The sequence below is a fragment of the Klebsiella sp. SWET4 genome (assembly GCF_024296565.1).
Lineage (GTDB): Bacteria > Pseudomonadota > Gammaproteobacteria > Enterobacterales > Enterobacteriaceae > Klebsiella > Klebsiella variicola.
On the sequence record NZ_JANCOB010000001.1, the window covers coordinates 16,895 to 38,595 of the forward strand.

Consider the following 21,701-nt stretch of genomic DNA (forward strand, 5'->3'; position numbering starts at 1 on the left):
TATCTGATGGGCGTTGACAACAGGGGGCTAGGTTTTTTATCGCTTCATCGTCCAGCGAACGGTTTCACCCGCCAGGAACGGGACCAGGCTATCATTGGGCAGCGCAATGCTGTCAACGACCGTGGTCTCTTCACGCACCAGCTCAACATAGCTTTCATTGACCGGCAGACCGTAGAAGCGCGGGCCGTTCAGCGAGCAGAAGGCTTCAAAGTGCTGCAGAGCGTTCATTTCTTCAAACACGGTGGCGTAGCTGCCGAGGGCGGTCGGGGCGTTGAAGCAGCCGGCGCAGCCGCAGCTGGCTTCCTTACGATGGCGGGCGTGCGGCGCGGAGTCGGTGCCAAGGAAGGCGCGGCTAAAGCCGCTGGCGACCAGTTCGCGCAGCGCCTGCTGATGAATATTGCGTTTGAGTACCGGCAGGCAGTACAGGTGAGGACGAATACCGCCGACCAGCATATGGTTGCGGTTGAACATCAGGTGCTGCGGGGTAATAGTGGCCGCCAGCAGTTCATTGCCGTCACGCACATATTCGGCGGCATCTTTGGTAGTAATATGCTCAAAGACCACCTTTAGACCGGGCAGGCGCTGGCGCAGGGGCTCCATCACCGTGTCAATAAAGCGCGCTTCACGATCGAAAATATCAATCTCGGCGTGGGTGACTTCCCCATGTACCAGCAGCGGCATGCCCAGATTTTCCATCCGCTCCAGCACCGGCATAATGGCGTCGGTGCTGGTGACACCGTGGCTGGAGTTGGTCGTGGCGTTGGCCGGGTAGAGCTTGGCGGCGGTGAACACACCTTCGTTAAAGCCGCGCTCCAGCTCCGCCGGGTCGAGGGAATCTGTCAGATAGCAGGTCATCAACGGGGTAAAATCGTGCCCGGCCGGGACGGCGTCCATAATGCGCTGGCGATAGGCGATAGCCGCCGCGACGGTGGTGACAGGCGGCACCAGATTCGGCATCACGATCGCCCGGCCATAAAACTCACTGGTGTAAGGCACGACGGTTTTCAGCATATCGTCATCACGCAGATGGATATGCCAGTCGTCTGGGCGGCGGATTTTCAATACCTGGGGTTGTGCTGTCATGGAAGGCTCCGGCTAATAGGTTCAGTCATCAGGGCTGTTTTTTGCCGGGCACTAAGGATAAGCGTAAACGTTTTCCTTTGCACTCATTTCCGTAAAAAATTCAGGGCGCCGTAGCGCCCTGGAGATTAATTGGTAAAGGGGATGACAATTTCGCCCGGTTTCACCTCTATGCCCTTGGCATATTTCTTCGCCAGCGCTTCGCCGGTGCTGGCGTCTTCACGCAGGACATAGGCCGGTTGCTGGCTGAAGTAGCTGCGCAGCGACTGATTCAGATAGGGGAGCAGGGCCTGAATCACCGACTGCAGCTTCTCGGGCGCCACTTTGGCATCGACCACCTCCATTTCCTGCAGGAAGATAGCGCCTTTCTCTCTGTCAAAGGTTGGCAGCGCTTTGAGCTTCAGATCGATCGTCGCTTTCTGGGTGCCGAACAGGGAGTTCAGATCGACGTTGGCGACCCCGGTCAGCGTGACTTTGCCCGGCTCTTCACGGCCAATAGCGCTGGTCAGGTTCTGCAGCTCAATATGGGCATCGGCAACGCCTTTCAGACCGATATCTTTGGCGAAATGGTTACGCTTCTGCAGCGCCTGGTTTATCTCCTGCTCGCTTACCGTGTATTGGGTCAACTGGTTACAGCCGCTCAGCAGACCGCTGACAATCAGCGCCGCGGCGATCAATATTTTTTTCATGGGGTTCCTCAAGCTCGTACCATCATTCATCCTGACACAAAGCATCATGACCTGTCAGCATTCTTCATGCCAGCAGAATAGGCTGAAAGGCAGGAGAAACCGCGGACCTACGCGCTTAGGTGCGCGGCTCCAGCATACCGGAGGCGGAGCGTTTTGGACTGAATTGCCACCACAGGGCAAGGAAAGTGATAAACCCAATGGCGCCGAGCATCAGCCACGGCAGTTCGGGCTGGCCCACGGCTTTGCCGGCATCAAACAGCCAGCCGCCGCCCGCGTAACCCAGCGCGCCGCCGAAGGCGAGACCCAGGCGGCTGAACCCCATATAGCTGCCGCGCGCCCGGGCATCCGCCAGCGAGGCGCCCAGCGTCTCCCTGGCGGGTTCCGCGATGATCGAACCGATGTAAAACAGGCAGATCAGGGTAAATAACTGCTGCAAACTGCTGGTCATGCCAATCGGCAGCATCGCCAGCGTCATCACCAGCAGACCGGCCATCAGCCGGTGCTCAAGGCGGTAGCGTTTCTCGCTCCAGCGGGCAATGGGATAGAGCAGGGTCAGCGAAATGGTGGCTTCGATGGCGTACATCCACTTCACGGCGGCCGGCGAACCGGCAATGTCGTTCACCATGATCGGCAGCATCAGCATCACCTGCACCGCCAGCATGTAATAGCCTGTTAACGTCAGGACATAGGTGACGAAGCGCTTATCCCGCAGCACCCGTCCCAGCCCCTCGCGGACTGGCGTTTTCACCGTGGACAGTTTCCATGCTGGCAGATACCAGGCGTTAAACGCGGCGCAAGCGATAAACAGCGCGGCGCCGGCGCTGCACACCAGACGGAAGTCATACTGTAGCAGCCAACTGCCCAGCAGGGCGCCAATCACCGCGCCGGCGCTGTCCTGCATCATCAGGAGGGAGAAAAAGCGGCCGCGCTGATGCGGGCGCACCAGTTTGACCACCAGCGCGGCTCGTGGCGGATCGAACAACGTGCCGCCCAACCCGGACAAGATACAGGAGAGCCAGAGCACCCAGGGCTCATGGGCGACGGCCATCGCCGCGAAGCCGCCGGCGCGCATCAGCATGCCGGTGACAATCATGGGTTTCGCGCCGAAGCGGTCGGCAATGGCGCCGCCAAAAATGCCTAATCCCTGCTGCACCAGCTGGCGCAGGCCGAGCGCAATGCCGACCATCAGCGCTGCCCAACCCATCTGATCGACAAAGCGGATGGAAATCAGCGGAAAAACGACAAAAAAGCCCAGCACGACCAGCATGTTATCGACTAACAGGAAATATTTACCCAGGCTCCTTGCCTGCGAGACGCGGGACATTTCCCCTCCAGGGAAAAATAGAGATAAGCGAGGATATTCTGCGGGCAATCTGCTGCTTTTCCCAGCGCCCTTGCGACAATATTTTTTTATCAAAAAGCAAGTTCGATTGAGCCTATTCATCGAAAAGAGGAGATGGCGCAGAAAATGGTATGTTGCTGTTTTCACACTATCGTGCAGGACAGGTATAGTGATGAGAGCAAGATTGAAGTCAGGGGGACTGAAAAGGAAATGTTTGGCTATCGCAGTAACGTGCCGAAGGTGCGTTTGACGACGGACCGGCTGGTGGTGCGCCTGGTCCACGATCGTGACGCCTGGCGTCTGGCCGATTATTACGCCGAGAATAAAGTGTTCTTAAAACCCTGGGAGCCGGTACGTGACGACAGCCACTGCTATCCCTCCGGGTGGCAGGCGCGTCTGTCAATGATCGGCGAGTTTCATAAGCAGGGGTCTGCATTTTATTTCGCGCTGCTCGATGCGGAGGAAAAAGAGATCGTTGGCGTGGCGAATTTCTCCAACGTAGTTCGCGGATCATTCCATGCCTGTTATCTCGGCTACTCCATTGGCGAGAAGTGGCAAGGGCAGGGGCTGATGTTTGAAGCGTTGACCGCCGCGATTCGCTATATGCAGCGCACGCAGCATATCCATCGCATTATGGCCAACTATATGCCGCATAATCAGCGCAGCGGCGCGCTGCTGGCGCGGTTGGGGTTCGAAAAAGAGGGTTACGCCAAAGATTATCTGCTGATTGACGGGCAGTGGCGTGACCATGTACTGACGGCGCTAACGACGCCGGACTGGTCAGCAGGGCGCTAAGGAGAGAGGATGAAATATCAGTTAACCGCGCACGAAGCGCGCGTCATTGGCTGTCTGCTGGAAAAGCAGGTTACCACGCCCGAGCAGTACCCGCTGTCGGTGAACGCCGTGGTGACCGCCTGCAATCAGAAAACCAACCGCGAACCGGTGATGTCCCTGAGCGAAGGTGAGGTCCAGACGCTGCTGGATACCCTGGTGAAGCGCCACTATTTGCGCACGGTAAGCGGATTCGGCAATCGAGTGACCAAGTATGAGCAGCGCTTTTGCAACTCTGAATTTGGCGATCTGAAACTCAGCGCCGGCGAAGTAGCGGTGGTGACGACGCTACTGCTGCGCGGCGCCCAGACGCCGGGTGAACTCCGTAGCCGCGCACAGCGGATGCATGAGTTCAGCGATATGGCGGAAGTGGAAAGCGTGCTGGAAGGGTTAGCGACGCGCGAGGATGGTCCTTTTGTTGCCCGCCTGCCACGGGAACCGGGGAAACGGGAAAGCCGCTATATGCATCTGTTTTGCGATGACATGGACACGCTGATCACCACGGTGGAAGCACTCTCGCCGCTGGAAGACGATGACGATCTGCGTGCCCGGATTGAAGCACTGGAAGGCGAGGTGGCGGAATTGAAAGCGCGCCTTGACTCGCTGTTACACCATCTGGGGGACTAAACGTGGGGACAAGACTGCGTATTGGGGTGGTTGGCTTAGGGGGCATCGCGCAGAAAGCGTGGCTGCCGGTGTTAGGCGCTGCGGAAAGCTGGACGCTGCAGGCAGCCTGGTCGCCGGGAAAAGAGAAGGCGTTGCGCATCTGCGAAACCTGGCGGATCCCGTATGCTGATTCGCTGGATGCCCTGGCGGCGCAGTGCGATGCGGTCTTTGTCCATACGTCGACGGCTTCACATTATGAAGTCGTGAATCACTTGTTGAATGCCGGGGTTCATGTTTGTGTGGATAAACCGCTGGCGGACAAGCTGAGCGAGGCGGAAGCGCTGGTCGAGCTGGCTGCCCGGCGTCATCTGACGCTGATGGTCGGTTTCAATCGCCGCTTTGCGCCACTCTATCGTGAACTGAAGGGGCGGCTGGGCGAGGCGGCCTCGCTGCGGATGGATAAGCATCGTAGCGACAGCGTAGGCAACGATCTGCGCTTTACCCTTCTCGATGACTATCTGCACGTGGTGGATACTGCGTTGTGGCTGGCTGATGGTCAGGCGCGCCTGCGCGGCGGCACGTTGCAGATCACTCCTCAGGGTGAAATGCTCTATGCCGAACACCAGTTCAGTTCGCCCCGGCTGCAGGTTACCACCAGCATGCACCGCCGTGCCGGAAGCCAGCGTGAGTGGGTGCAGGCGGTCACCGATGGCGGGTTATATGCGGTGAGTGAGATGCGCGAATGGCAGGAGGAGTGTGGTCTTGGCGTGGTCCAGCGCCCGGTGGCGGGCTGGCAAACCACCCTCGAGCAGCGCGGTTTTGTCGGCTGCGCGCGACATTTCATCGAATGCGTGCAAAATCAGACGGTTCCGGAAACCGCTGGCGAACAGGCGCTGCTGGCTCAGCGGGTGGTTGACAAACTCTGGCGTGACGCCATCAGCGAATAATCCGTTGTAACAACTGACAGTAGTAATTCATATTGAACCCGGTAGACTATCGCCACTTTCCAGCGCCCGCATTTGCGGGCGTTTTACTCCAGGGTTTGGAATAACAGCGTAATGAATCTTTTAAAATCACTGGCGGCCGTCAGTTCGATGACCATGTTTTCGCGCGTGCTGGGCTTTGCCCGCGATGCGATTGTGGCGCGCATTTTTGGTGCCGGGATGGCGACCGATGCCTTTTTTGTCGCCTTCAAACTGCCTAATCTGCTGCGGCGTATTTTTGCCGAAGGCGCCTTCTCGCAGGCGTTTGTGCCGATCCTTGCCGAATATAAAAGCAAGCAGGGCGAAGATGCCACCCGGGTGTTTGTCTCGTATGTCTCCGGATTACTGACCCTGGCCCTGGCGATCGTCACCGTTATCGGGATGCTGGCGGCGCCGTGGGTGATCACCATCACCGCCCCCGGGTTTGCTGATACCGCCGATAAATTTGCGCTGACCACCCAATTGCTGCGCATTACCTTCCCCTATATTTTGCTGATCTCCCTGGCCTCGCTGGTGGGGGCGATCCTCAATACCTGGAACCGTTTCTCGGTGCCGGCCTTTGCCCCGACGTTCCTCAACGTCAGCATGATTGGCTTTGCGCTGTTTGCCGCGCCGTACTTCCATCCGCCGGTGCTGGCGCTGGCCTGGGCGGTGACGGTCGGCGGCGTGCTGCAGCTGGCCTACCAGTTGCCGCACCTGAAGAAGATTGGCATGCTGGTTCTGCCCAGAATTAATCTGAAAGATGCTGGCGCGATGCGGGTAGTGAAGCAGATGGGGCCGGCGATCCTTGGCGTGTCGGTAAGCCAGATCTCCCTCATCATCAATACCATCTTCGCCTCGTTTCTCGTGTCGGGATCGGTGTCATGGATGTACTATGCCGACCGTCTGATGGAGTTTCCGTCAGGTGTCCTGGGCGTGGCGCTTGGCACCATCCTGCTGCCGTCGTTGTCGAAAAGCTTCGCCAGTGGTAACCATGACGAGTATTGCCGCCTGATGGACTGGGGCCTGCGACTCTGCTTCCTGCTGGCGCTGCCGAGCGCGGTGGCGCTGGGGATCCTCGCTAAACCGCTGACCGTGGCCCTGTTCCAGTACGGTAAATTCAGCGCCTTTGACGCGGCGATGACCCAGCGCGCGCTGGTGGCCTATTCCGTGGGGCTGATGGGGCTTATCGTGGTGAAAGTGCTGGCGCCGGGCTTCTATTCCCGTCAGGACATCAAAACGCCGGTGAAGATTGCCATTGTCACCCTGATTATGACCCAGGTGATGAACCTGGCGTTTATCGGCCCGCTCAAGCACGCGGGCCTGTCACTGTCCATAGGGCTGGCGGCCTGCCTGAACGCCGCGCTGCTCTACTGGCAACTGCGTAAACAGAAAATTTTCACCCCACAGCCCGGCTGGCTGACTTTCCTGCTGCGTCTGGTCGCGGCGGTGGTGGTGATGGCCGCGGCGCTGCTGGGCGTCATGCATCTCATGCCGGAGTGGTCTCAGGGGACGATGCCGTTCCGCCTGATGCGCCTGCTGGTGGTGGTGGTCGCCGGAGTAGTGGCTTATTTCGCTACGCTGCTGGTGTTGGGCTTCCGCGTAAAAGAGTTTGCCCGTCGCACAGCGTAAGCCATTGCGACGGAAAGAGGAAACCCGCTTCGCTCAGGCGAAGCGGGTTTTTTTTATGATGTGCGGCGTTCGGCTGCGATGAGGCGCGCATTCTCCAGCAGGCGGATCGCCAGGGCAATTGCCCCGCTGACGACGGCGAGGGTGACCACTCCGTTCCAGCCGGCCAGCACGTACAGCTTGCTGCCCAGCACCGACCCCAGCGACATCCCGATAAAGACCACGGTGAACAGCAGAGCGTTCAGGCGGCCACGGGCCTGCGGCTCCAGGCTGTAAACCAGGTTCTGATGTGCCACCAGGCTTGACTGCAGGCCGAGATCGAAGCCAATAGCCGAGAGAGCAATCAGCGCCAGCTGGCCATGCAGAGGGAGCAGCGGCAGCATAAACATCAGGGCGAAGGAGAGGGTGACCAGCGCCGCGCCCATCTGAGTCACTTTACCGGCGCCAAACTTATCGGCCAGTCCGCCGGCCAGCGGTGCCGCCAGCGCCCCGGCGGCACCGGCGATACCAAAGCCACCCGCTACTGCGCTCCCCATGTGATAGTGTTCTGAGAGCATCACCGCCAGCGTCGACCAGAAAGCGCTAAAGGCGACAGAGAGCGCCCCTTGAGCCAGCGCAGCGCGGCGTAACGCCGGATAACGCAGCCACAGATGCGCCATTGAGGCCATCAGCTGCGGATAGCTCAGCGTCGAGTGAATGGCGAAGCGCGGCAGGACCCGCCACATCACCAGGCCAATCAGCGCCACGCTGACTGCAGCCGCCTGATACATCACCCGCCAGCCGAATACGGCGCCCACTACGCCGCTGACCGTCCTGGAAAGCAGGATCCCCAGCAGCAGTCCGGTCATCACCGTGCCCACCATTTTTCCCTGCTTGCCTGCCGGAGCGAGGATCGCCGCCGCCGGGACGATATCCTGCGCCATGGTGGCCGCCATACCGATCAGCAGACTGACCACCAGCAGTGAGGAGAGCTGGCCGGTAAGGCTGCACAGGAACAGCAGGATCGCCAGCATTGCGCTCTTCAGCAGGATCAGCCGGCGGCGATCGTGACGGTCGCCGAGCGGGAGCAGGAAGAGAATGCCGAGCGCGTAGCCAGCCTGCGTCAGGGTAGGAACCAGCCCCATCCCTTCTACCGACAGATGGAGGTTGGCGCCCATCAGCGGCAGTAGCGGCTGCGCATAATAGATAGAGGCGACGCTAAAGCCGGCGCCGAGCGCGAGAATGAAGATAATCCAGCCTGCGTCGCGGGTGGAAAGGGAAGTCGGTGTCATGATCGGTACCTCATAGATGCGATGGCGCTATTTTTCCCTGAATGCAGCTGGCGCGGTAGCCGGGCTGGTGGTAAAACGGTTATACGTAGCACGTATAGGCAAAAGAAAAATGAAAAGACAGGAGCGTATAGACCGCATTGAGCTGATGCGCACCTATATTCGTATTATAGAGGCCGGCTCACTCTCCGCCGCCGCGGGGCAGATGGATACCACCCAGGCAACCGTCAGCCGCCGCCTGCAGTCCCTGGAAGGACTGCTGGGGGTGAAGTTGATCCTGCGCACCACTCATGCGATGAAGCTCACTGACGATGGCGAACGCTGTTATCGCCATGCCCGTCAGGTCGTGGACGCCTGGCTGGCGCTGGAGGATGATCTGCGTATTGCTGACGATCAGCCCGTGGGGGTGCTGCGGGTACGGGCGCCCCATGCTTTTGGCCAGCAACAGCTGCTGGCGCCGCTGGTCGCATTTCTGCAGCGTCATCCGCAACTGTCGGTCGAGTGGATGCTGAATGATAATACCGTCGACTTTCTCAGCGATAATATTGACTGCGCCATCCGCGTGGGCGCGGAGGTGGATCCGGCCACGGTATCCGTGCTGCTGGCGGAAGTGCCGCGCTGCGTGGTGGCTTCCCCTGAACTCCTGGCGAAGTACCCGCCGTTAACCTCGCTGGAGGCGCTATCCGGCCTGCCGTGGATCGCCATTAATACCTTTTATCAGCATGAGGTACGGCTCCGGCATCTGGAAAGTGGGCAAATCGTCTCGACGGCCATCACCCCCTGCCTGAGCACTGACAGCCTGTACGTCGCGCGAAATACCGCGCTGGCGGGGCTGGGAGTGGCGATGGTGTCCAGCTGGACAGTCGTGGAGGATATTGCCGCCGGACGGCTGATTGAGCTGTTCCCGCAGTGGCGCCCCGCCTCGCTACCGGTTCATCTGGTTTATCCCTGGGCGCGCTATTATCCGACACGCCTGCGTAAGTTCCTTGACCTGATGCGGGAGATCATGCCGGATCTGGCCGGGATGCAGCGTCCGCAAAGCGCATAAAAAAACCGGCCAGAGGCCGGTTTTTTTATTAAGCACGCTTATTCGACGGGCTGTGGGCGGGTCGGTTCTGCGGTGGCTTTACGCGTCGCACTATGACCACCGGCGGCGCCTTTACCTTCAAAAGCGAACGGCGGGCGCACCCAGGTGCTGTGGCGCGGCGCTTCCGGGACATAGTCCGGAGCAGGCGCCCGGGTCATCGGCGCGGTAGCATGGCGATCGCCAGCCACAACCACGGGTTTGCTTACCGGCGTTTCAGCTTTGACCGGTTCGGCAGGGGCTGTTGGGGCGGCTTCGGTCACCGGTGCTTCCACCACGGTTTCCGTGGCCGGAACGATGGTTTCCACTGGCGCTTCAACGACAGGCGCCGTTTCCACCACTTCAGGTTCAACCGTGACCGGCTCGGCGTCGATCGTCACTGGCGCAATAGCCTGAGGCGCTTCGACAGCTGGCGCTTCGACCGGCGCTGGCTCGACAGCGGCTGGCTCGACAATTTCCGGAGTATCAACGATCACCGGCTCGGCGGCTACGACAGGTTCGACGACCACCGGCTCAGCGGTAACGGGCTCCATGGTCGCCGGCTCGACGGTAACTGGCGCGGCAGTGACGGTTTCAACCACGGCAACCGGTGTCGCAATAGCTTCGACGGCTTCAATGGCGCTGGTGTCCTGAACCGGAACCTCTTCCGGCTGCTGGTCCTGCGGACGAACGACCGGGTAGCGGATCCAGACTTTACCGGAAGCCATCTCCGGCGAGGCGCAGGCGACGGTCAGCGGCATCGGCGACTGGGTCGGATAGCGTTCGTCACGATAGCGACGACGGCGCTGACCGCTCACGCGCAGATGACGCGGGGAACGACGAGAGCGGCGCGGCATACCGTTCGCTTCACGGGATTCGCCGTTTTCATCGTGTTCCACTACGTTTTCCACTACCGCCGGCAGTTCGGCTTTCACCGGCTCGCTGCGCGGGGTGGCGACTTCAGCCACAACGGTCTCAGGCGCGATCTCGGCAGTCTGCTCGGCAACGGCTGACTCAATGCGTACTTTCTGGGAGAGCTGACGCGGTTTACGACGCGGCAGAGTCTGCACACGCTCTTCCTGCTCAGTCTCCTGTACTTCCGGCTCTTCACGCGTCTGCACCTTGGCTTCCTGCTGCGCCTGACGTTTATCGTCATTGCGGCGGCGGGAGCGTTCGCGGCGCGGCTGCTGCTCGTCGCGGGATTTGGCTTTGTCCGCGTCATCGCCGACGGTCTGGCGAGCGTCACGCGCTTCTACGTTTTGCGGCTGCTTTTCGCGACGATTGCGACGGTTTTCTTCACGCGATTCGCGCGGCTCACGACCCTCGGCATTGTCCGCACGGGTGTCGCGATTGTCACGGTTATCGCGGTTGTCACGATTGTCGCGGTTATCACGGCGATCGTTGCGGTCGTTGCGATCGCGGCGGTTGTTGCTCCGCGGTTTACGGCGCTCCTGCTGACGCTCCGGTTTTTCTTCCGCTTTCTTCTCGACCGGAACTTCAACCGGCTTGGCTTCTTCAGTGCCAGAGAAGATATTTTTCAGCGCGCTGAAGAAGCGTGAGAGTAGTCCCGGCTGGGCCGGCGCGGCGGCCGCGACCGGGGCAGCGGCGACCGCAGGGGCAGCCACAGGCTCTTCCAGCATCGGTGCCGGTGGGGCGTCAGGCATCACAAAGGCGGCCAGCGCAGGCTGCTCCGGACGTTTACGTTCTGCTGGCTCCTCGTCACCAGGCAGCGCCATCTCTTCTTCATGCAGCTTCGGCAGCAGATAGCTCAGCGTTGAGGTCTCTTCACCTTTGCGCACGCGCAGGACGGAGTAGTGCGGCGTCTGCATCTCGTCGTTTGGCACGATAATGACGCGGACATCGCCCTGACGGGATTCGATTGCGCTCACTGCGGCACGTTTTTCGTTCAGCAGATAAGAGGCGATCGGTACCGGAACGATGGCGTGGACTTCTTTGGTGTTCTCTTTCAGCGCCTCTTCTTCAATCAGACGCAGAATAGAGAGCGACAGCGATTCGTTATCACGCACGGTACCGGTGCCGGAGCAGCGCGGGCAGACGTGATGGCTGGATTCGCCCAGCGACGGGCTCAGGCGCTGGCGAGACATCTCCAGCAGGCCGAAGCGCGAAATATGACTAATCTGAATGCGCGCGCGGTCCTGACGAACGGCTTCACGCAGACGGTTTTCCACCGCACGCTGGTGGCGAACCGGGGTCATATCGATGAAGTCGATAACGATCAAGCCGCCGAGGTCGCGCAGACGCAGCTGGCGGGCAATCTCGTCAGCCGCTTCAAGGTTGGTATTGAAGGCTGTCTCTTCGATATCGCCGCCGCGGGTGGCGCGGGCGGAGTTGATATCGATCGCGGTCAGCGCTTCGGTGCTGTCGATAACGATAGACCCACCGGAAGGCAGGCGCACTTCACGCTGGAAGGCGGACTCAATTTGCGATTCAATCTGATAATGGCTGAACAGCGGGATTTCACCGGTGTACAGTTTGATTTTGCTGCTGAAATCCGGACGACCCAGTGCGGCGATATGCTGGCGCGCCAGCTCGAGCACTTTCGGGTTATCGATCAGGATTTCGCCGATGTCCTGGCGCAGATAATCGCGGAATGCGCGGACAATCACGTTGCTTTCCTGGTGGATCAGGAACGGCGCCGGACGGCTTTCCGCGGCTTTCTGAATCGCTTCCCAGTGCTTCAGGCGGAAGCTCAGGTCCCACTGCAGGGCTTCGGCAGATTTGCCGACGCCAGCGGTGCGAACGATAAGACCCATGCCGTCCGGAAGCTCCAGGCTCGCCAGCGCTTCTTTCAGTTCAGTGCGGTCGTCGCCCTCGATACGGCGGGAAATTCCCCCCGCGCGCGGGTTGTTCGGCATCAGGACCAGATAGCTGCCTGCCAGGCTGATAAAGGTGGTGAGCGCAGCGCCTTTGTTGCCGCGTTCTTCTTTATCAATCTGCACGATAACTTCCTGACCTTCACGCAGCACGTCTTTGATATTAGGACGACCGTGCGCATTGTAGTTAGCGGGGAAGTATTCGCGGGCGATTTCTTTGAGGGGGAGGAAACCATGACGCTCGGCGCCGTAATCGACAAACGCGGCTTCAAGGCTAGGTTCAATGCGGGTGATTTTGCCTTTGTAGATGTTCGCTTTTTTCTGTTCGTGCCCGGGGCTTTCGATATCCAGGTCGTACAGGCGCTGCCCATCAACAAGGGCGACGCGCAACTCTTCCTGCTGAGTTGCGTTGATTAACATTCTTTTCATCGTAACTTACTCATTATTCTTACATTGACGACTAAGCTGCGGGCAGAGTAATGCCTTTCCGGGGGAAAACCGATGGCCTCGTGTCTGGTTCACGTCGCCAACCTCACGGTTGTCGCGCGCTTAAGAGGCGCAGAGTGTCGGTCGCCTGTGTTTCAAACGGAAACACAGCGCAATTATTCAGGGGAACAGCCTGGGATGTATCACCAGAGAATATTCCATTTATACTCGTCGTCTTTCGCGTTGCAGGCATGGTGGCTTAACCTGCTCACCTCGATCAAAGGATCCAGATGAGCTCCCGGGAGTCCCGGAGTTGACGCCTTCCTGCGACTTGAAATCCATAGAGCCTGTACCGGTAAGGACTGCAACCCGCAGCCCGCTAACTGTCTGAAAGATCACAACGTCTTACGCCATTGCTGCGTGGGCGATCGGTCAGACAAAATTGGTCATTCCGCTAATGTCTTGTTCTAACAAGATGCAATACGGAAAACGGTCTCATTATTCCATTGCTAACCTTGTTATAGCAAGTTGACTTTCACCTTTTATCACCCGGTTACTCACAGTTTTATCACCTGCCCATACAGATTGTTCTAATAACAAACAAAATGGCGGTCAGGTAAACCGTGAAAACAGGATAATGATAAATATAAGCATATAAAAATGAGTGGCGCTAATGCGTCCGGCTATTTAGAATCGCGCACCATGAAAACTGAGACCCCAACCGTAAAAATGGTTGCCATTGCTGCTGATGAAGCGGGGCAACGTATCGACAACTTTTTGCGTACCCAATTGAAAGGTGTACCGAAGAGCATGATTTATCGCATCCTGCGTAAAGGCGAGGTGCGGGTAAACAAAAAGCGCGTGAAGCCGGAGTATAAGCTGGAAGCGGGTGATGAAGTCCGTATCCCGCCGGTGCGCGTGGCGGAGCGTGAAGAAGAGGCGGTATCGCCGCATCTGCAGAAAGTGGCCGCGCTCTCTGAGGTGATCCTCTATGAAGACGATCATATTCTGGTACTCAACAAACCTTCCGGTACTGCGGTACACGGCGGCAGCGGACTGAGCTTTGGCGTGATTGAAGGGCTGCGCGCCCTGCGCCCGGAGGCACGTTTCCTTGAGCTGGTGCATCGTCTCGACCGCGATACCTCCGGCGTGCTGCTGGTGGCGAAAAAGCGCTCGGCGCTGCGTTCGCTGCACGAGCAGCTGCGCGATAAAGGCATGCAGAAAGACTACCTGGCGCTGGTGCGCGGCCAGTGGCAGTCGCATACCAAAGTGGTCCAGGCCCCGCTGTTGAAGAATATTCTGCAGAGTGGGGAGCGTATCGTTCGCGTGAGTCAGGAAGGCAAGCCGTCGGAGACGCGCTTTAAAGTGGAAGAGCGTTACGAATTCGCCACGCTGGTGCGCTGCAGCCCGGTCACCGGCCGCACGCATCAGATCCGCGTTCATACCCAGTATGCCGGGCATCCTATCGCTTTTGACGATCGCTATGGCGACCGCGAGTTCGACAAGCAGCTGTCCGGTACCGGCTTAAACCGCCTGTTCCTGCACGCGGCGGCGCTGAAGTTTACCCACCCGGGGAGCGGGGAGGTGATGCGCGTTGAGGCGCCGCTGGATAACCAGCTGAAGCACTGTTTACAGGTGCTACGTAAGAGCAAATAAGCGCAACGGCGGAATCAGTTCCGCCGTTTTTTTTGCTTTAACCTAACAGCGGATTGTTATTCTCGCGGCGCAGCATCTGACAGAGCGCGATTAAGGGTAAACCGACCAGAGTGTTCGGGTCGCGGCCTTCCAGTCGTTCAAATAGCGTAATCCCTAACCCCTCGCTCTTGAAACTCCCGGCGCATTGCAGCGGGTTCTCTTTGCGGACGTAGCCTTCAATCTCTTTATCGCTGAGATGGCGAAAGTGAACGTCAAAGGGCTCGCATTCGGTTTGCAGATGGCCGGTGGCGGAGTTGTATAGCGCCAGACCGGTATAAAAGGTGACGATGGTCCCGCTGGCCTTTCGCAACTGCCGGCGGGCATTTTCTTCGGTGTGCGGTTTGCCGGTGATTTCACCGTCTAATACGCAAACCTGATCGGAGCCTATAATAAGGTGGTGCGGATAGCGGGAGGCCAGGCTTTGCGCTTTGGCTTGCGCCAGTCGGGCGACAAGCTGACGCGCGGATTCTTCCGGCAGCGGCGTTTCGTCAACGTCAGGCGCGGCACATTCAAACGGTAACCCCAGTTTTTCCAGCAGCATGCGCCGCCAGGGAGAGGTTGACGCGAGGATAAGTTCAGACATATTTTTTCATCCACATATAGCGCTTCGCAGAGCATCATCTTAAACTATGCGCCGCAATGTGTGCGAATAAATGGCAAAAGGCAACCTGAGGCTGCCTTTTTCTTTGACTCTATGACATTACAAAGTTAATATGCGCGCCCTATGCAAAAGGTAAAATTACCCCTGACTCTTGATCCGGTCCGCACGGCTCAAAAACGCCTTGATTACGAAGGCATCTATGCCCGCGATCAGGTTGAACGTGTAGCCGATTCTGTAGTCAGCGTGGACAGCGATGTGGAATGCAGCATGTCGTTCGCTATCGATAACCAGCGTCTCGCCGTCATCACTGGCGATGCAAAGGTGACGGTAACCCTCGAATGCCAGCGTTGCGGGAAACCGTTCCCTCATCACGTCCACACCACGTATTGTTTTAGCCCCGTCAGAAATGACGAACAGGCCGAAGCACTACCGGAAGCGTATGAGCCGATTGAGGTTAACGAATTCGGTGAAATCGACCTGCAGGCAATGGTCGAGGATGAAATTATCCTCTCCCTGCCCGTAGTTCCGGTGCATGATTCTGAACACTGTGAAGTGTCCGACGCGGACATGGTCTTTGGCGAACTGCCTGAAGAGGCACAAAAACCAAACCCATTTGCCGTATTAGCCAGCTTAAAGCGTAAGTAATTGAGGAGTAAGGTCCATGGCCGTACAACAGAATAAACCAACCCGTTCCAAACGTGGCATGCGTCGTTCCCATGACGCGCTGACCGCAGTCACCAGCCTGTCTGTAGACAAAACTTCTGGTGAGAAACACCTGCGTCACCACATCACTGCCGACGGTTTCTACCGCGGTCGCAAGGTTATCGCTAAGTAATCACGCGATACTCGCAGGATTTCCCGTTGCAGGCCATGGCGGGCGTGTGCGTCCCTGGACATTCGGTTAACCCGATCACCAGGGGCATCAATGCCCGAATTGTTGCGTCTGCAGCGTGAACATTCGCGAGTGCCAGCGTGATGAAGCTTAGTGAGGACTCCCCGGGCAACTGGGGAATCACCGAACCGGGCAGCGACGATACCTTGACACGTCTAACCCTGGCGTTAGATGTCATGGGGGGCGATTTTGGCCCATCCGTGACGGTGCCTGCAGCACTGCAGGCACTGAACTCTAATTCGCAACTCACACTTCTTTTAGTCGGCGACCCCGACGCCATCACGCCATTACTTGCCAAAGCTGACTTCGAACAACGTTCGCGTCTGCAGATTATTCCTGCGCAGTCAGTTATTGCCAGTGATGCGCGACCCGCACAGGCTATCCGCAGCAGTCGCGGAAGCTCAATGCGCGTGGCGCTGGAGCTTGTGAAAGAAGGGCGGGCGGAAGCCTGCGTCAGCGCCGGCAACACCGGCGCGCTGATGGGACTGGCGAAACTGTTGCTCAAACCGATCGAAGGTATTGAGCGGCCGGCGCTGGTGACGGTTCTGCCGCACCAGCAGAAGGGCAAAACCGTGGTGCTGGATCTCGGCGCCAACGTCGATTGCGACAGCACGATGCTGGTGCAGTTCGCCGTCATGGGCGCGGTGCTGGCGGAGGAAGTGGTTGGCATGACCAACCCGCGCGTCGCCTTGCTGAATATCGGCGAAGAAGAGATGAAAGGCCTCAGCAGCATTCGCGATGCTGCCGCAGTGCTGAAAACGCTGCCTTCCCTCAACTACATCGGCTATCTTGAAGCCAATGAACTGTTGACCGGAAAAACCGATGTGCTGGTTTGTGATGGATTCACGGGCAACGTCACATTAAAAACCATGGAAGGTGTTGTCAGAATGTTCCTTTCACTGCTGAAATCTCAGGGAGAGGGCAAAAAACGGTCGTGGTGGCTGCTGTTATTAAAACGTTGGTTACAAAAAAGCCTGGCGAGGCGATTCAGTCACCTCAACCCCGACCAGTATAATGGCGCCTGTCTGTTAGGATTGCGCGGTTCCGTGATCAAGAGTCATGGTGCTGCCAATCAACGCGCCTTTAGCGTCGCGATAGAGCAGGCAGTGCAGGCGGTGCAGCGGCAAATTCCTCAACGGATCGCCGCGCGCCTGGAATCTTTATACCCAGCTGGTTTCGCGCTGCCGGAAAGCGACAGTGACGTGAACTCCCGACAGCAAAGCGGGACGAATGGCCACGATTGACGCCGCGGCAGGTTGAAAGAGGCGGGTATATTACCCAAGAGTGACTGAGCGTACATGTATACGAAGATTATTGGTACCGGCAGCTATCTGCCCGAGCAAGTGCGTACAAACGCCGACCTGGAAAAAATGGTAGAGACCTCTGACGAGTGGATTGTCACCCGCACAGGTATCCGTGAGCGTCGTATTGCCGCAGCGCATGAAACAGTTGCTACGATGGGCTTTGAAGCCGCAAAGCAGGCGCTGGCGATGGCGGGCGTGTCCGCGGAGCAGATTGGTCTGATTATCGTTGCGACCACCTCCGGCACGCACGCGTTTCCGAGTTCGGCATGCCAGATCCAGTCTATGCTGGGCGTTAAGGGTTGCCCGGCGTTTGATGTCGCCGCCGCCTGCGCCGGTTTCACCTATGCGCTGAGCGTCGCCGATCAGTACGTGAAGAACGGCGCGGTGGATTATGCGCTGGTGATTGGCGCCGATGTGCTGGCGCGTACCTGCGATCCGGCGGATCGCGGCACGATTATTATTTTCGGCGACGGCGCGGGCGCGGTAGTGCTTGGCGCGTCTGAAGAGCCAGGCATTATCTCGACGCATCTGCATGCTGACGGCGGCTATGGCGAACTGCTGACCCTGCCGAACGCCGATCGCGTCGATCCGGAAAACCCGATCTATCTGACGATGGCCGGCAATGAAGTCTTCAAAGTGGCGGTCACCGAGCTGGCGCACATCGTTGATGAGACGCTGGCAGCGAATAATCTTGAACGTTCAGCGCTGGACTGGCTGGTGCCGCACCAGGCAAACCTGCGTATTATCAGCGCGACGGCGAAGAAACTGGGCATGTCGATGGATAACGTCGTTGTGACCCTCGACCGCCATGGCAACACCTCCGCGGCGTCAGTCCCTTGCGCGCTGGATGAAGCCGTTCGCGATGGCCGTATCCAACGCGGTCAGTTGATTCTGCTGGAAGCCTTTGGTGGCGGTTTCACCTGGGGTTCCGCGCTGGTTCGTTTTTAGTATAAGGATTTAAACATGACGCAATTTGCTTTTGTGTTCCCGGGACAAGGTTCCCAGGCCGTAGGCATGCTGGCCGATATGGCTGCCACCTGGCCGGTGATTGAAGAGACCTTCGGTGAAGCGTCCGCAGCGTTGGGTTACGATCTGTGGGCGCTGGCTCAACAGGGCCCGGCAGAAGAACTGAATAAAACCTGGCAGACTCAGCCGGCGCTGCTGACCGCCTCCGTGGCGCTATACCGCGTCTGGCAGCAGCAGGGCGGCAAAGCGCCGACCCTGCTGGCGGGCCACAGCCTCGGCGAATACTCCGCGCTGGTTTGCGCAGGGGTTATCGGTTTCGCTGATGCCGTTCGTCTGGTTGAACTGCGCGGGAAATTCATGCAGGAAGCCGTACCGGAAGGTACCGGCGCCATGTCCGCGATTATCGGCCTGGATGACGCTTCTATCGCCAAAGCCTGTGAAGAATCGGCCGAAGGGCAGGTTGTCTCTCCGGTGAACTACAATTCCCCGGGCCAGGTGGTTATCGCCGGGCATAAAGAGGCCGTTGAACGCGCTGGCGCCGCTTGTAAAGCCGCCGGCGCCAAACGCGCGCTGCCGCTGCCGGTGAGCGTGCCGTCCCACTGCGCGCTGATGAAGCCAGCTGCAGAAAAACTGGCGCTGGAGTTGCAGAAAATCACCTTCAACGCGCCGACGATTCCGGTAGTGAATAACGTCGACGTGAAATGCGAAACTACGCCGGACGCCATTCGCGACGCGCTGGTACGCCAGCTGTACAGCCCGGTCCAGTGGACCAAAACCGTTGAGTTTATGGCGGCGCAGGGCGTAACGCATCTGTATGAAGTTGGCCCGGGTAAAGTCCTCACCGGCCTGACCAAACGTATTGTTGACACCCTGACCGCTTCCGCGCTTAACGAGCCGGCGGCGATGTCTGCGGCGCTTGAGCAATAAAAGAGGAAAACCATGAGTTTTGAAGGAAAAATCGCGCTGGTTACCGGTGCAAGCCGCGGTATTGGCCGTGCAATCGCTGAAACGCTCGTCGCTCGTGGCGCGAAAGTTATCGGTACTGCGACCAGCGAAAGCGGCGCGCAGGCCATCAGCGACTATTTAGGCGCCAACGGTAAAGGTCTGATGTTGAATGTGACCGACCCGGCATCTATTGAATCTGTTCTGGAAAATGTGCGCGCAGAGTTTGGCGAAGTGGATATCCTGGTGAATAATGCCGGGATCACTCGCGACAATCTGTTGATGCGCATGAAAGATGACGAGTGGAACGATATTATCGAAACCAACCTGTCATCGGTTTTCCGTCTGTCAAAAGCGGTAATGCGCGCTATGATGAAAAAGCGTCATGGACGTATTATCACTATCGGTTCTGTGGTTGGTACCATGGGAAATGCGGGTCAGGCCAACTACGCTGCGGCGAAAGCGGGTCTGATCGGCTTCAGTAAATCACTGGCGCGTGAAGTTGCGTCCCGCGGTATTACTGTAAACGTTGTTGCTCCGGGCTTTATTGAAACGGACATGACGCGTGCGCTGACCGATGAGCAGCGTGCGGGTACGCTGGCGGCAGTTCCTGCGGGGCGCCTTGGCACCCCAAATGAAATCGCCAGCGCGGTTGCATTTTTAGCCTCTGACGAAGCAAGTTACATCACTGGTGAAACGCTGCACGTCAACGGCGGAATGTACATGGTCTGACCGAGATTTGTGCAAAACGTTCAGGAACCGCGCACTTCGCACGGTTCCCTGTGCGGTTTTGTGCGAAAAGATTTGCGTTCTTAGGGCAAACGGCCTCAAAATAGCGCAAAATCGTGGTAAGACCTGCCGGGATTTAGTTGCAAATTTTTCAACATTTTATACACTACGAAAACCATCGCGAAAGCGAGTTTTGATAGGAAATTTAAGAGTATGAGCACTATCGAAGAACGCGTTAAGAAAATTATCGGCGAGCAGCTGGGCGTTAAGCAGGAAGAAGTTACCAACAATGCTTCCTTCGTTGAAGACCTGGGCGCTGATTCTCTTGACACCGTTGAGCTGGTAATGGCTCTGGAAGAAGAGTTTGATACTGAGATTCCGGACGAAGAAGCTGAGAAAATCACCACCGTTCAGGCTGCCATTGATTACATCAACGGCCACCAGGCGTAAGTGAACATCTCCAGGCGGTCATTCGACCGCCTGAGTTTTATCTTTTTATTGTCCCACAAGAATCTATTTTCCCTCCCTGGAGGACAAACGTGTCTAAGCGTCGTGTAGTTGTGACCGGACTGGGCATGTTGTCTCCTGTCGGCAATACCGTAGAGTCTACCTGGAAAGCTCTCCTTGCCGGTCAGAGTGGCATCAGCCTGATCGACCATTTCGATACTAGCGCCTATGCAACGAAATTTGCTGGCTTAGTAAAGGATTTTAACTGTGATGACATTATCTCGCGCAAAGAACAGCGCAAGATGGATGCCTTCATTCAATATGGAATTGTCGCTGGCGTTCAGGCCATGCAGGATTCTGGCCTTGAAGTGACGGAAGAGAATGCAACCCGTATTGGCGCCGCTATCGGCTCCGGTATTGGCGGTCTCGGCTTGATCGAAGAAAACCACAGTTCGCTGGTTAACGGCGGACCGCGTAAGATCAGCCCATTCTTCGTTCCTTCCACAATTGTTAACATGGTGGCCGGGCATCTGACCATCATGTTTGGTCTGCGTGGGCCAAGTATCTCTATCGCGACCGCGTGTACTTCAGGCGTGCACAACATCGGCCAGGCCGCGCGCATCATCGCCTATGGCGATGCCGATGCGATGGTGGCAGGCGGTGCGGAAAAAGCCAGTACCCCGCTTGGCGTGGGCGGCTTCGGCGCGGCGCGTGCGCTCTCCACGCGCAATGACAACCCGCAGGCGGCAAGCCGTCCGTGGGATAAAGATCGCGACGGCTTCGTGCTGGGCGACGGCGCGGGTATGGTGGTGCTGGAAGAGTACGAGCATGCTAAAAAACGCGGTGCCAAAATCTACGCCGAGATCGTTGGCTTCGGCATGAGCAGCGATGCTTACCACATGACGTCACCGCCGGAAGATGGTGCGGGCGCCGCGCTGGCGATGGTGAATGCCATTCGCGATGCGGGCATCGAACCGGGCCAGATTGGCTACGTCAACGCCCACGGCACCTCGACGCCGGCTGGCGATAAAGCAGAAGCGCAGGCCGTTAAGTCAGTCTTCGGTGATGCGGCGAACCGCGTCATGGTGAGCTCCACCAAATCCATGACCGGGCACCTGCTGGGCGCGGCAGGGGCCGTAGAGTCGATCTACTCTATCCTGGCGCTGCGCGACCAGGCGGTTCCGCCGACGATCAACCTCGACAACCCGGATGAGGGCTGCGACCTCGATTTCGTGCCACACGAAGCGCGTCAGGTTTCCGGTATGGAGTACACCCTGTGCAACTCCTTCGGTTTTGGCGGCACTAACGGTTCGCTGATCTTCAAAAAAGTGTGACAGGGCTTGCCCCGGTACTGCTTTAACAAAAGGCCCGTTCGTCGGGCCTTTTTTATTCGGC

20 protein-coding genes are annotated in these 21,701 nt (G+C 58.1%); 14 read left to right on the forward strand and 6 right to left on the reverse strand.

Annotated features, from left to right (window positions below):
* Positions 1–36 precede the first annotated feature (36 nt).
* The 3 genes from pyrC to mdtH form a co-directional block, all read right to left on the reverse strand.
* The gene (gene pyrC, locus NKJ21_RS00100) at positions 37–1,083 is read right to left on the reverse strand and encodes a dihydroorotase (protein ID WP_117112843.1); all 1,047 of its coding nucleotides are present in this window, start codon (positions 1,081–1,083) and stop codon (positions 37–39) included.
* A 125-nt stretch (positions 1,084–1,208) separates the two neighbouring features.
* Complete coding sequence (locus tag NKJ21_RS00105) at positions 1,209–1,769, reverse strand: lipoprotein (protein ID WP_012542249.1); 561 nt, start codon at positions 1,767–1,769, stop codon at positions 1,209–1,211.
* A gap of 115 nt (positions 1,770–1,884) precedes the next feature.
* Positions 1,885–3,093, reverse strand: a complete 1,209-nt coding sequence (gene mdtH / locus NKJ21_RS00110) for a multidrug efflux MFS transporter MdtH (RefSeq protein WP_012542248.1) — start codon at positions 3,091–3,093, stop codon at positions 1,885–1,887.
* A gap of 228 nt (positions 3,094–3,321) precedes the next feature.
* Between mdtH and rimJ the strand changes: the two genes are divergently transcribed.
* From rimJ to murJ, 4 genes are all read left to right on the forward strand, one after another.
* Positions 3,322–3,906: a ribosomal protein S5-alanine N-acetyltransferase gene (gene rimJ / locus NKJ21_RS00115; RefSeq protein WP_008805973.1), complete on the forward strand. Its 585-nt coding sequence runs from the start codon at positions 3,322–3,324 to the stop codon at positions 3,904–3,906.
* A 9-nt stretch (positions 3,907–3,915) separates the two neighbouring features.
* The gene (locus NKJ21_RS00120; RefSeq protein WP_023297359.1) at positions 3,916–4,569 is read left to right on the forward strand and encodes a YceH family protein; all 654 of its coding nucleotides are present in this window, start codon (positions 3,916–3,918) and stop codon (positions 4,567–4,569) included.
* A 14-nt stretch (positions 4,570–4,583) separates the two neighbouring features.
* Positions 4,584–5,495 (forward strand): Gfo/Idh/MocA family protein, encoded by a 912-nt coding sequence (locus NKJ21_RS00125; RefSeq protein ID WP_155870612.1) that lies wholly within the window; start codon positions 4,584–4,586, stop codon positions 5,493–5,495.
* Between the two features lie 111 nt (positions 5,496–5,606).
* Positions 5,607–7,142 (forward strand): murein biosynthesis integral membrane protein MurJ, encoded by a 1,536-nt coding sequence (murJ, locus tag NKJ21_RS00130; RefSeq protein ID WP_008805976.1) that lies wholly within the window; start codon positions 5,607–5,609, stop codon positions 7,140–7,142.
* 53 nt (positions 7,143–7,195) lie between these two features.
* Here the strand turns inward: murJ and NKJ21_RS00135 are convergent, their stop codons facing one another.
* Positions 7,196–8,410, reverse strand: a complete 1,215-nt coding sequence (locus NKJ21_RS00135) for an MFS transporter (protein WP_063266967.1) — start codon at positions 8,408–8,410, stop codon at positions 7,196–7,198.
* Between the two features lie 16 nt (positions 8,411–8,426).
* On the opposite strand from NKJ21_RS00135, the gene NKJ21_RS00140 reads away from it, so the two are divergent.
* Entirely contained in the window at positions 8,427–9,455 is a 1,029-nt protein-coding gene (locus NKJ21_RS00140) for a LysR family transcriptional regulator (protein WP_008805978.1), read from the forward strand.
* Positions 9,456–9,493: 38 nt separating this feature from the next.
* Here NKJ21_RS00140 and rne read toward each other — a convergent pair whose 3' ends face one another.
* A complete protein-coding gene (gene rne, locus NKJ21_RS00145; protein ID WP_122533205.1) occupies positions 9,494–12,733 on the reverse strand; it encodes a ribonuclease E in 3,240 nt (1,079 codons plus the stop codon).
* Positions 12,734–13,432: 699 nt separating this feature from the next.
* Between rne and rluC the strand changes: the two genes are divergently transcribed.
* A complete protein-coding gene (gene rluC, locus NKJ21_RS00150; RefSeq protein ID WP_012542245.1) occupies positions 13,433–14,386 on the forward strand; it encodes a 23S rRNA pseudouridine(955/2504/2580) synthase RluC in 954 nt (317 codons plus the stop codon).
* Positions 14,387–14,423: 37 nt separating this feature from the next.
* On the opposite strand, the gene NKJ21_RS00155 is transcribed toward rluC, so the two are convergent.
* Complete coding sequence (locus NKJ21_RS00155; RefSeq protein WP_008805982.1) at positions 14,424–15,008, reverse strand: nucleoside triphosphate pyrophosphatase; 585 nt, start codon at positions 15,006–15,008, stop codon at positions 14,424–14,426.
* Between the two features lie 141 nt (positions 15,009–15,149).
* Between NKJ21_RS00155 and yceD the strand changes: the two genes are divergently transcribed.
* The 8 genes from yceD (at position 15,150) to fabF (ending at position 21,640) form a co-directional block, all read left to right on the forward strand.
* The gene (gene yceD, locus NKJ21_RS00160) at positions 15,150–15,671 is read left to right on the forward strand and encodes a 23S rRNA accumulation protein YceD (protein ID WP_008805983.1); all 522 of its coding nucleotides are present in this window, start codon (positions 15,150–15,152) and stop codon (positions 15,669–15,671) included.
* 16 nt (positions 15,672–15,687) lie between these two features.
* Positions 15,688–15,861, forward strand: coding sequence for a 50S ribosomal protein L32 (rpmF, locus tag NKJ21_RS00165; protein WP_000290724.1), 174 nt, complete (start codon positions 15,688–15,690; stop codon positions 15,859–15,861).
* A 203-nt stretch (positions 15,862–16,064) separates the two neighbouring features.
* A complete protein-coding gene (gene plsX, locus NKJ21_RS00170) occupies positions 16,065–17,162 on the forward strand; it encodes a phosphate acyltransferase PlsX (RefSeq protein ID WP_012542244.1) in 1,098 nt (365 codons plus the stop codon).
* 54 nt (positions 17,163–17,216) lie between these two features.
* Positions 17,217–18,170, forward strand: a complete 954-nt coding sequence (locus tag NKJ21_RS00175; RefSeq protein WP_254732593.1) for a beta-ketoacyl-ACP synthase III — start codon at positions 17,217–17,219, stop codon at positions 18,168–18,170.
* A 15-nt stretch (positions 18,171–18,185) separates the two neighbouring features.
* Complete coding sequence (gene fabD / locus NKJ21_RS00180; protein ID WP_012542242.1) at positions 18,186–19,115, forward strand: ACP S-malonyltransferase; 930 nt, start codon at positions 18,186–18,188, stop codon at positions 19,113–19,115.
* A gap of 12 nt (positions 19,116–19,127) precedes the next feature.
* Entirely contained in the window at positions 19,128–19,862 is a 735-nt protein-coding gene (gene fabG / locus NKJ21_RS00185) for a 3-oxoacyl-ACP reductase FabG (protein WP_002899294.1), read from the forward strand.
* A gap of 210 nt (positions 19,863–20,072) precedes the next feature.
* Positions 20,073–20,309, forward strand: coding sequence for an acyl carrier protein (acpP, locus tag NKJ21_RS00190; protein ID WP_000103754.1), 237 nt, complete (start codon positions 20,073–20,075; stop codon positions 20,307–20,309).
* 89 nt (positions 20,310–20,398) lie between these two features.
* On the forward strand, positions 20,399–21,640 hold the full coding sequence (gene fabF, locus NKJ21_RS00195) for a beta-ketoacyl-ACP synthase II (protein WP_022065359.1): 1,242 nt from the start codon (positions 20,399–20,401) through the stop codon (positions 21,638–21,640).
* Positions 21,641–21,701 lie beyond the last annotated feature (61 nt).

What these genes read in the sequence shown, in the direction of transcription:
- pyrC (WP_117112843.1), bottom strand. Translation starts at nt 1,083, where the DNA reads ATGACAGCACAACCCCAGGTATTGAAAATCCGCCGCCCAGACGACTGG.
- NKJ21_RS00105 (WP_012542249.1), bottom strand. Translation starts at nt 1,769, where the DNA reads ATGAAAAAAATATTGATCGCCGCGGCGCTGATTGTCAGCGGTCTGCTG.
- mdtH (WP_012542248.1), bottom strand. Translation starts at nt 3,093, where the DNA reads ATGTCCCGCGTCTCGCAGGCAAGGAGCCTGGGTAAATATTTCCTGTTA.
- rimJ (WP_008805973.1), top strand. Translation starts at nt 3,322, where the DNA reads ATGTTTGGCTATCGCAGTAACGTGCCGAAGGTGCGTTTGACGACGGAC.
- NKJ21_RS00120 (WP_023297359.1), top strand. Translation starts at nt 3,916, where the DNA reads ATGAAATATCAGTTAACCGCGCACGAAGCGCGCGTCATTGGCTGTCTG.
- murJ (WP_008805976.1), top strand. Translation starts at nt 5,607, where the DNA reads ATGAATCTTTTAAAATCACTGGCGGCCGTCAGTTCGATGACCATGTTT.
- NKJ21_RS00135 (WP_063266967.1), bottom strand. Translation starts at nt 8,410, where the DNA reads ATGACACCGACTTCCCTTTCCACCCGCGACGCAGGCTGGATTATCTTC.
- NKJ21_RS00140 (WP_008805978.1), top strand. Translation starts at nt 8,427, where the DNA reads ATGCGATGGCGCTATTTTTCCCTGAATGCAGCTGGCGCGGTAGCCGGG.
- rne (WP_122533205.1), bottom strand. Translation starts at nt 12,733, where the DNA reads ATGAAAAGAATGTTAATCAACGCAACTCAGCAGGAAGAGTTGCGCGTC.
- rluC (WP_012542245.1), top strand. Translation starts at nt 13,433, where the DNA reads ATGAAAACTGAGACCCCAACCGTAAAAATGGTTGCCATTGCTGCTGAT.
- NKJ21_RS00155 (WP_008805982.1), bottom strand. Translation starts at nt 15,008, where the DNA reads ATGTCTGAACTTATCCTCGCGTCAACCTCTCCCTGGCGGCGCATGCTG.
- yceD (WP_008805983.1), top strand. Translation starts at nt 15,150, where the DNA reads ATGCAAAAGGTAAAATTACCCCTGACTCTTGATCCGGTCCGCACGGCT.
- rpmF (WP_000290724.1), top strand. Translation starts at nt 15,688, where the DNA reads ATGGCCGTACAACAGAATAAACCAACCCGTTCCAAACGTGGCATGCGT.
- NKJ21_RS00175 (WP_254732593.1), top strand. Translation starts at nt 17,217, where the DNA reads ATGTATACGAAGATTATTGGTACCGGCAGCTATCTGCCCGAGCAAGTG.
- fabD (WP_012542242.1), top strand. Translation starts at nt 18,186, where the DNA reads ATGACGCAATTTGCTTTTGTGTTCCCGGGACAAGGTTCCCAGGCCGTA.
- fabG (WP_002899294.1), top strand. Translation starts at nt 19,128, where the DNA reads ATGAGTTTTGAAGGAAAAATCGCGCTGGTTACCGGTGCAAGCCGCGGT.
- acpP (WP_000103754.1), top strand. Translation starts at nt 20,073, where the DNA reads ATGAGCACTATCGAAGAACGCGTTAAGAAAATTATCGGCGAGCAGCTG.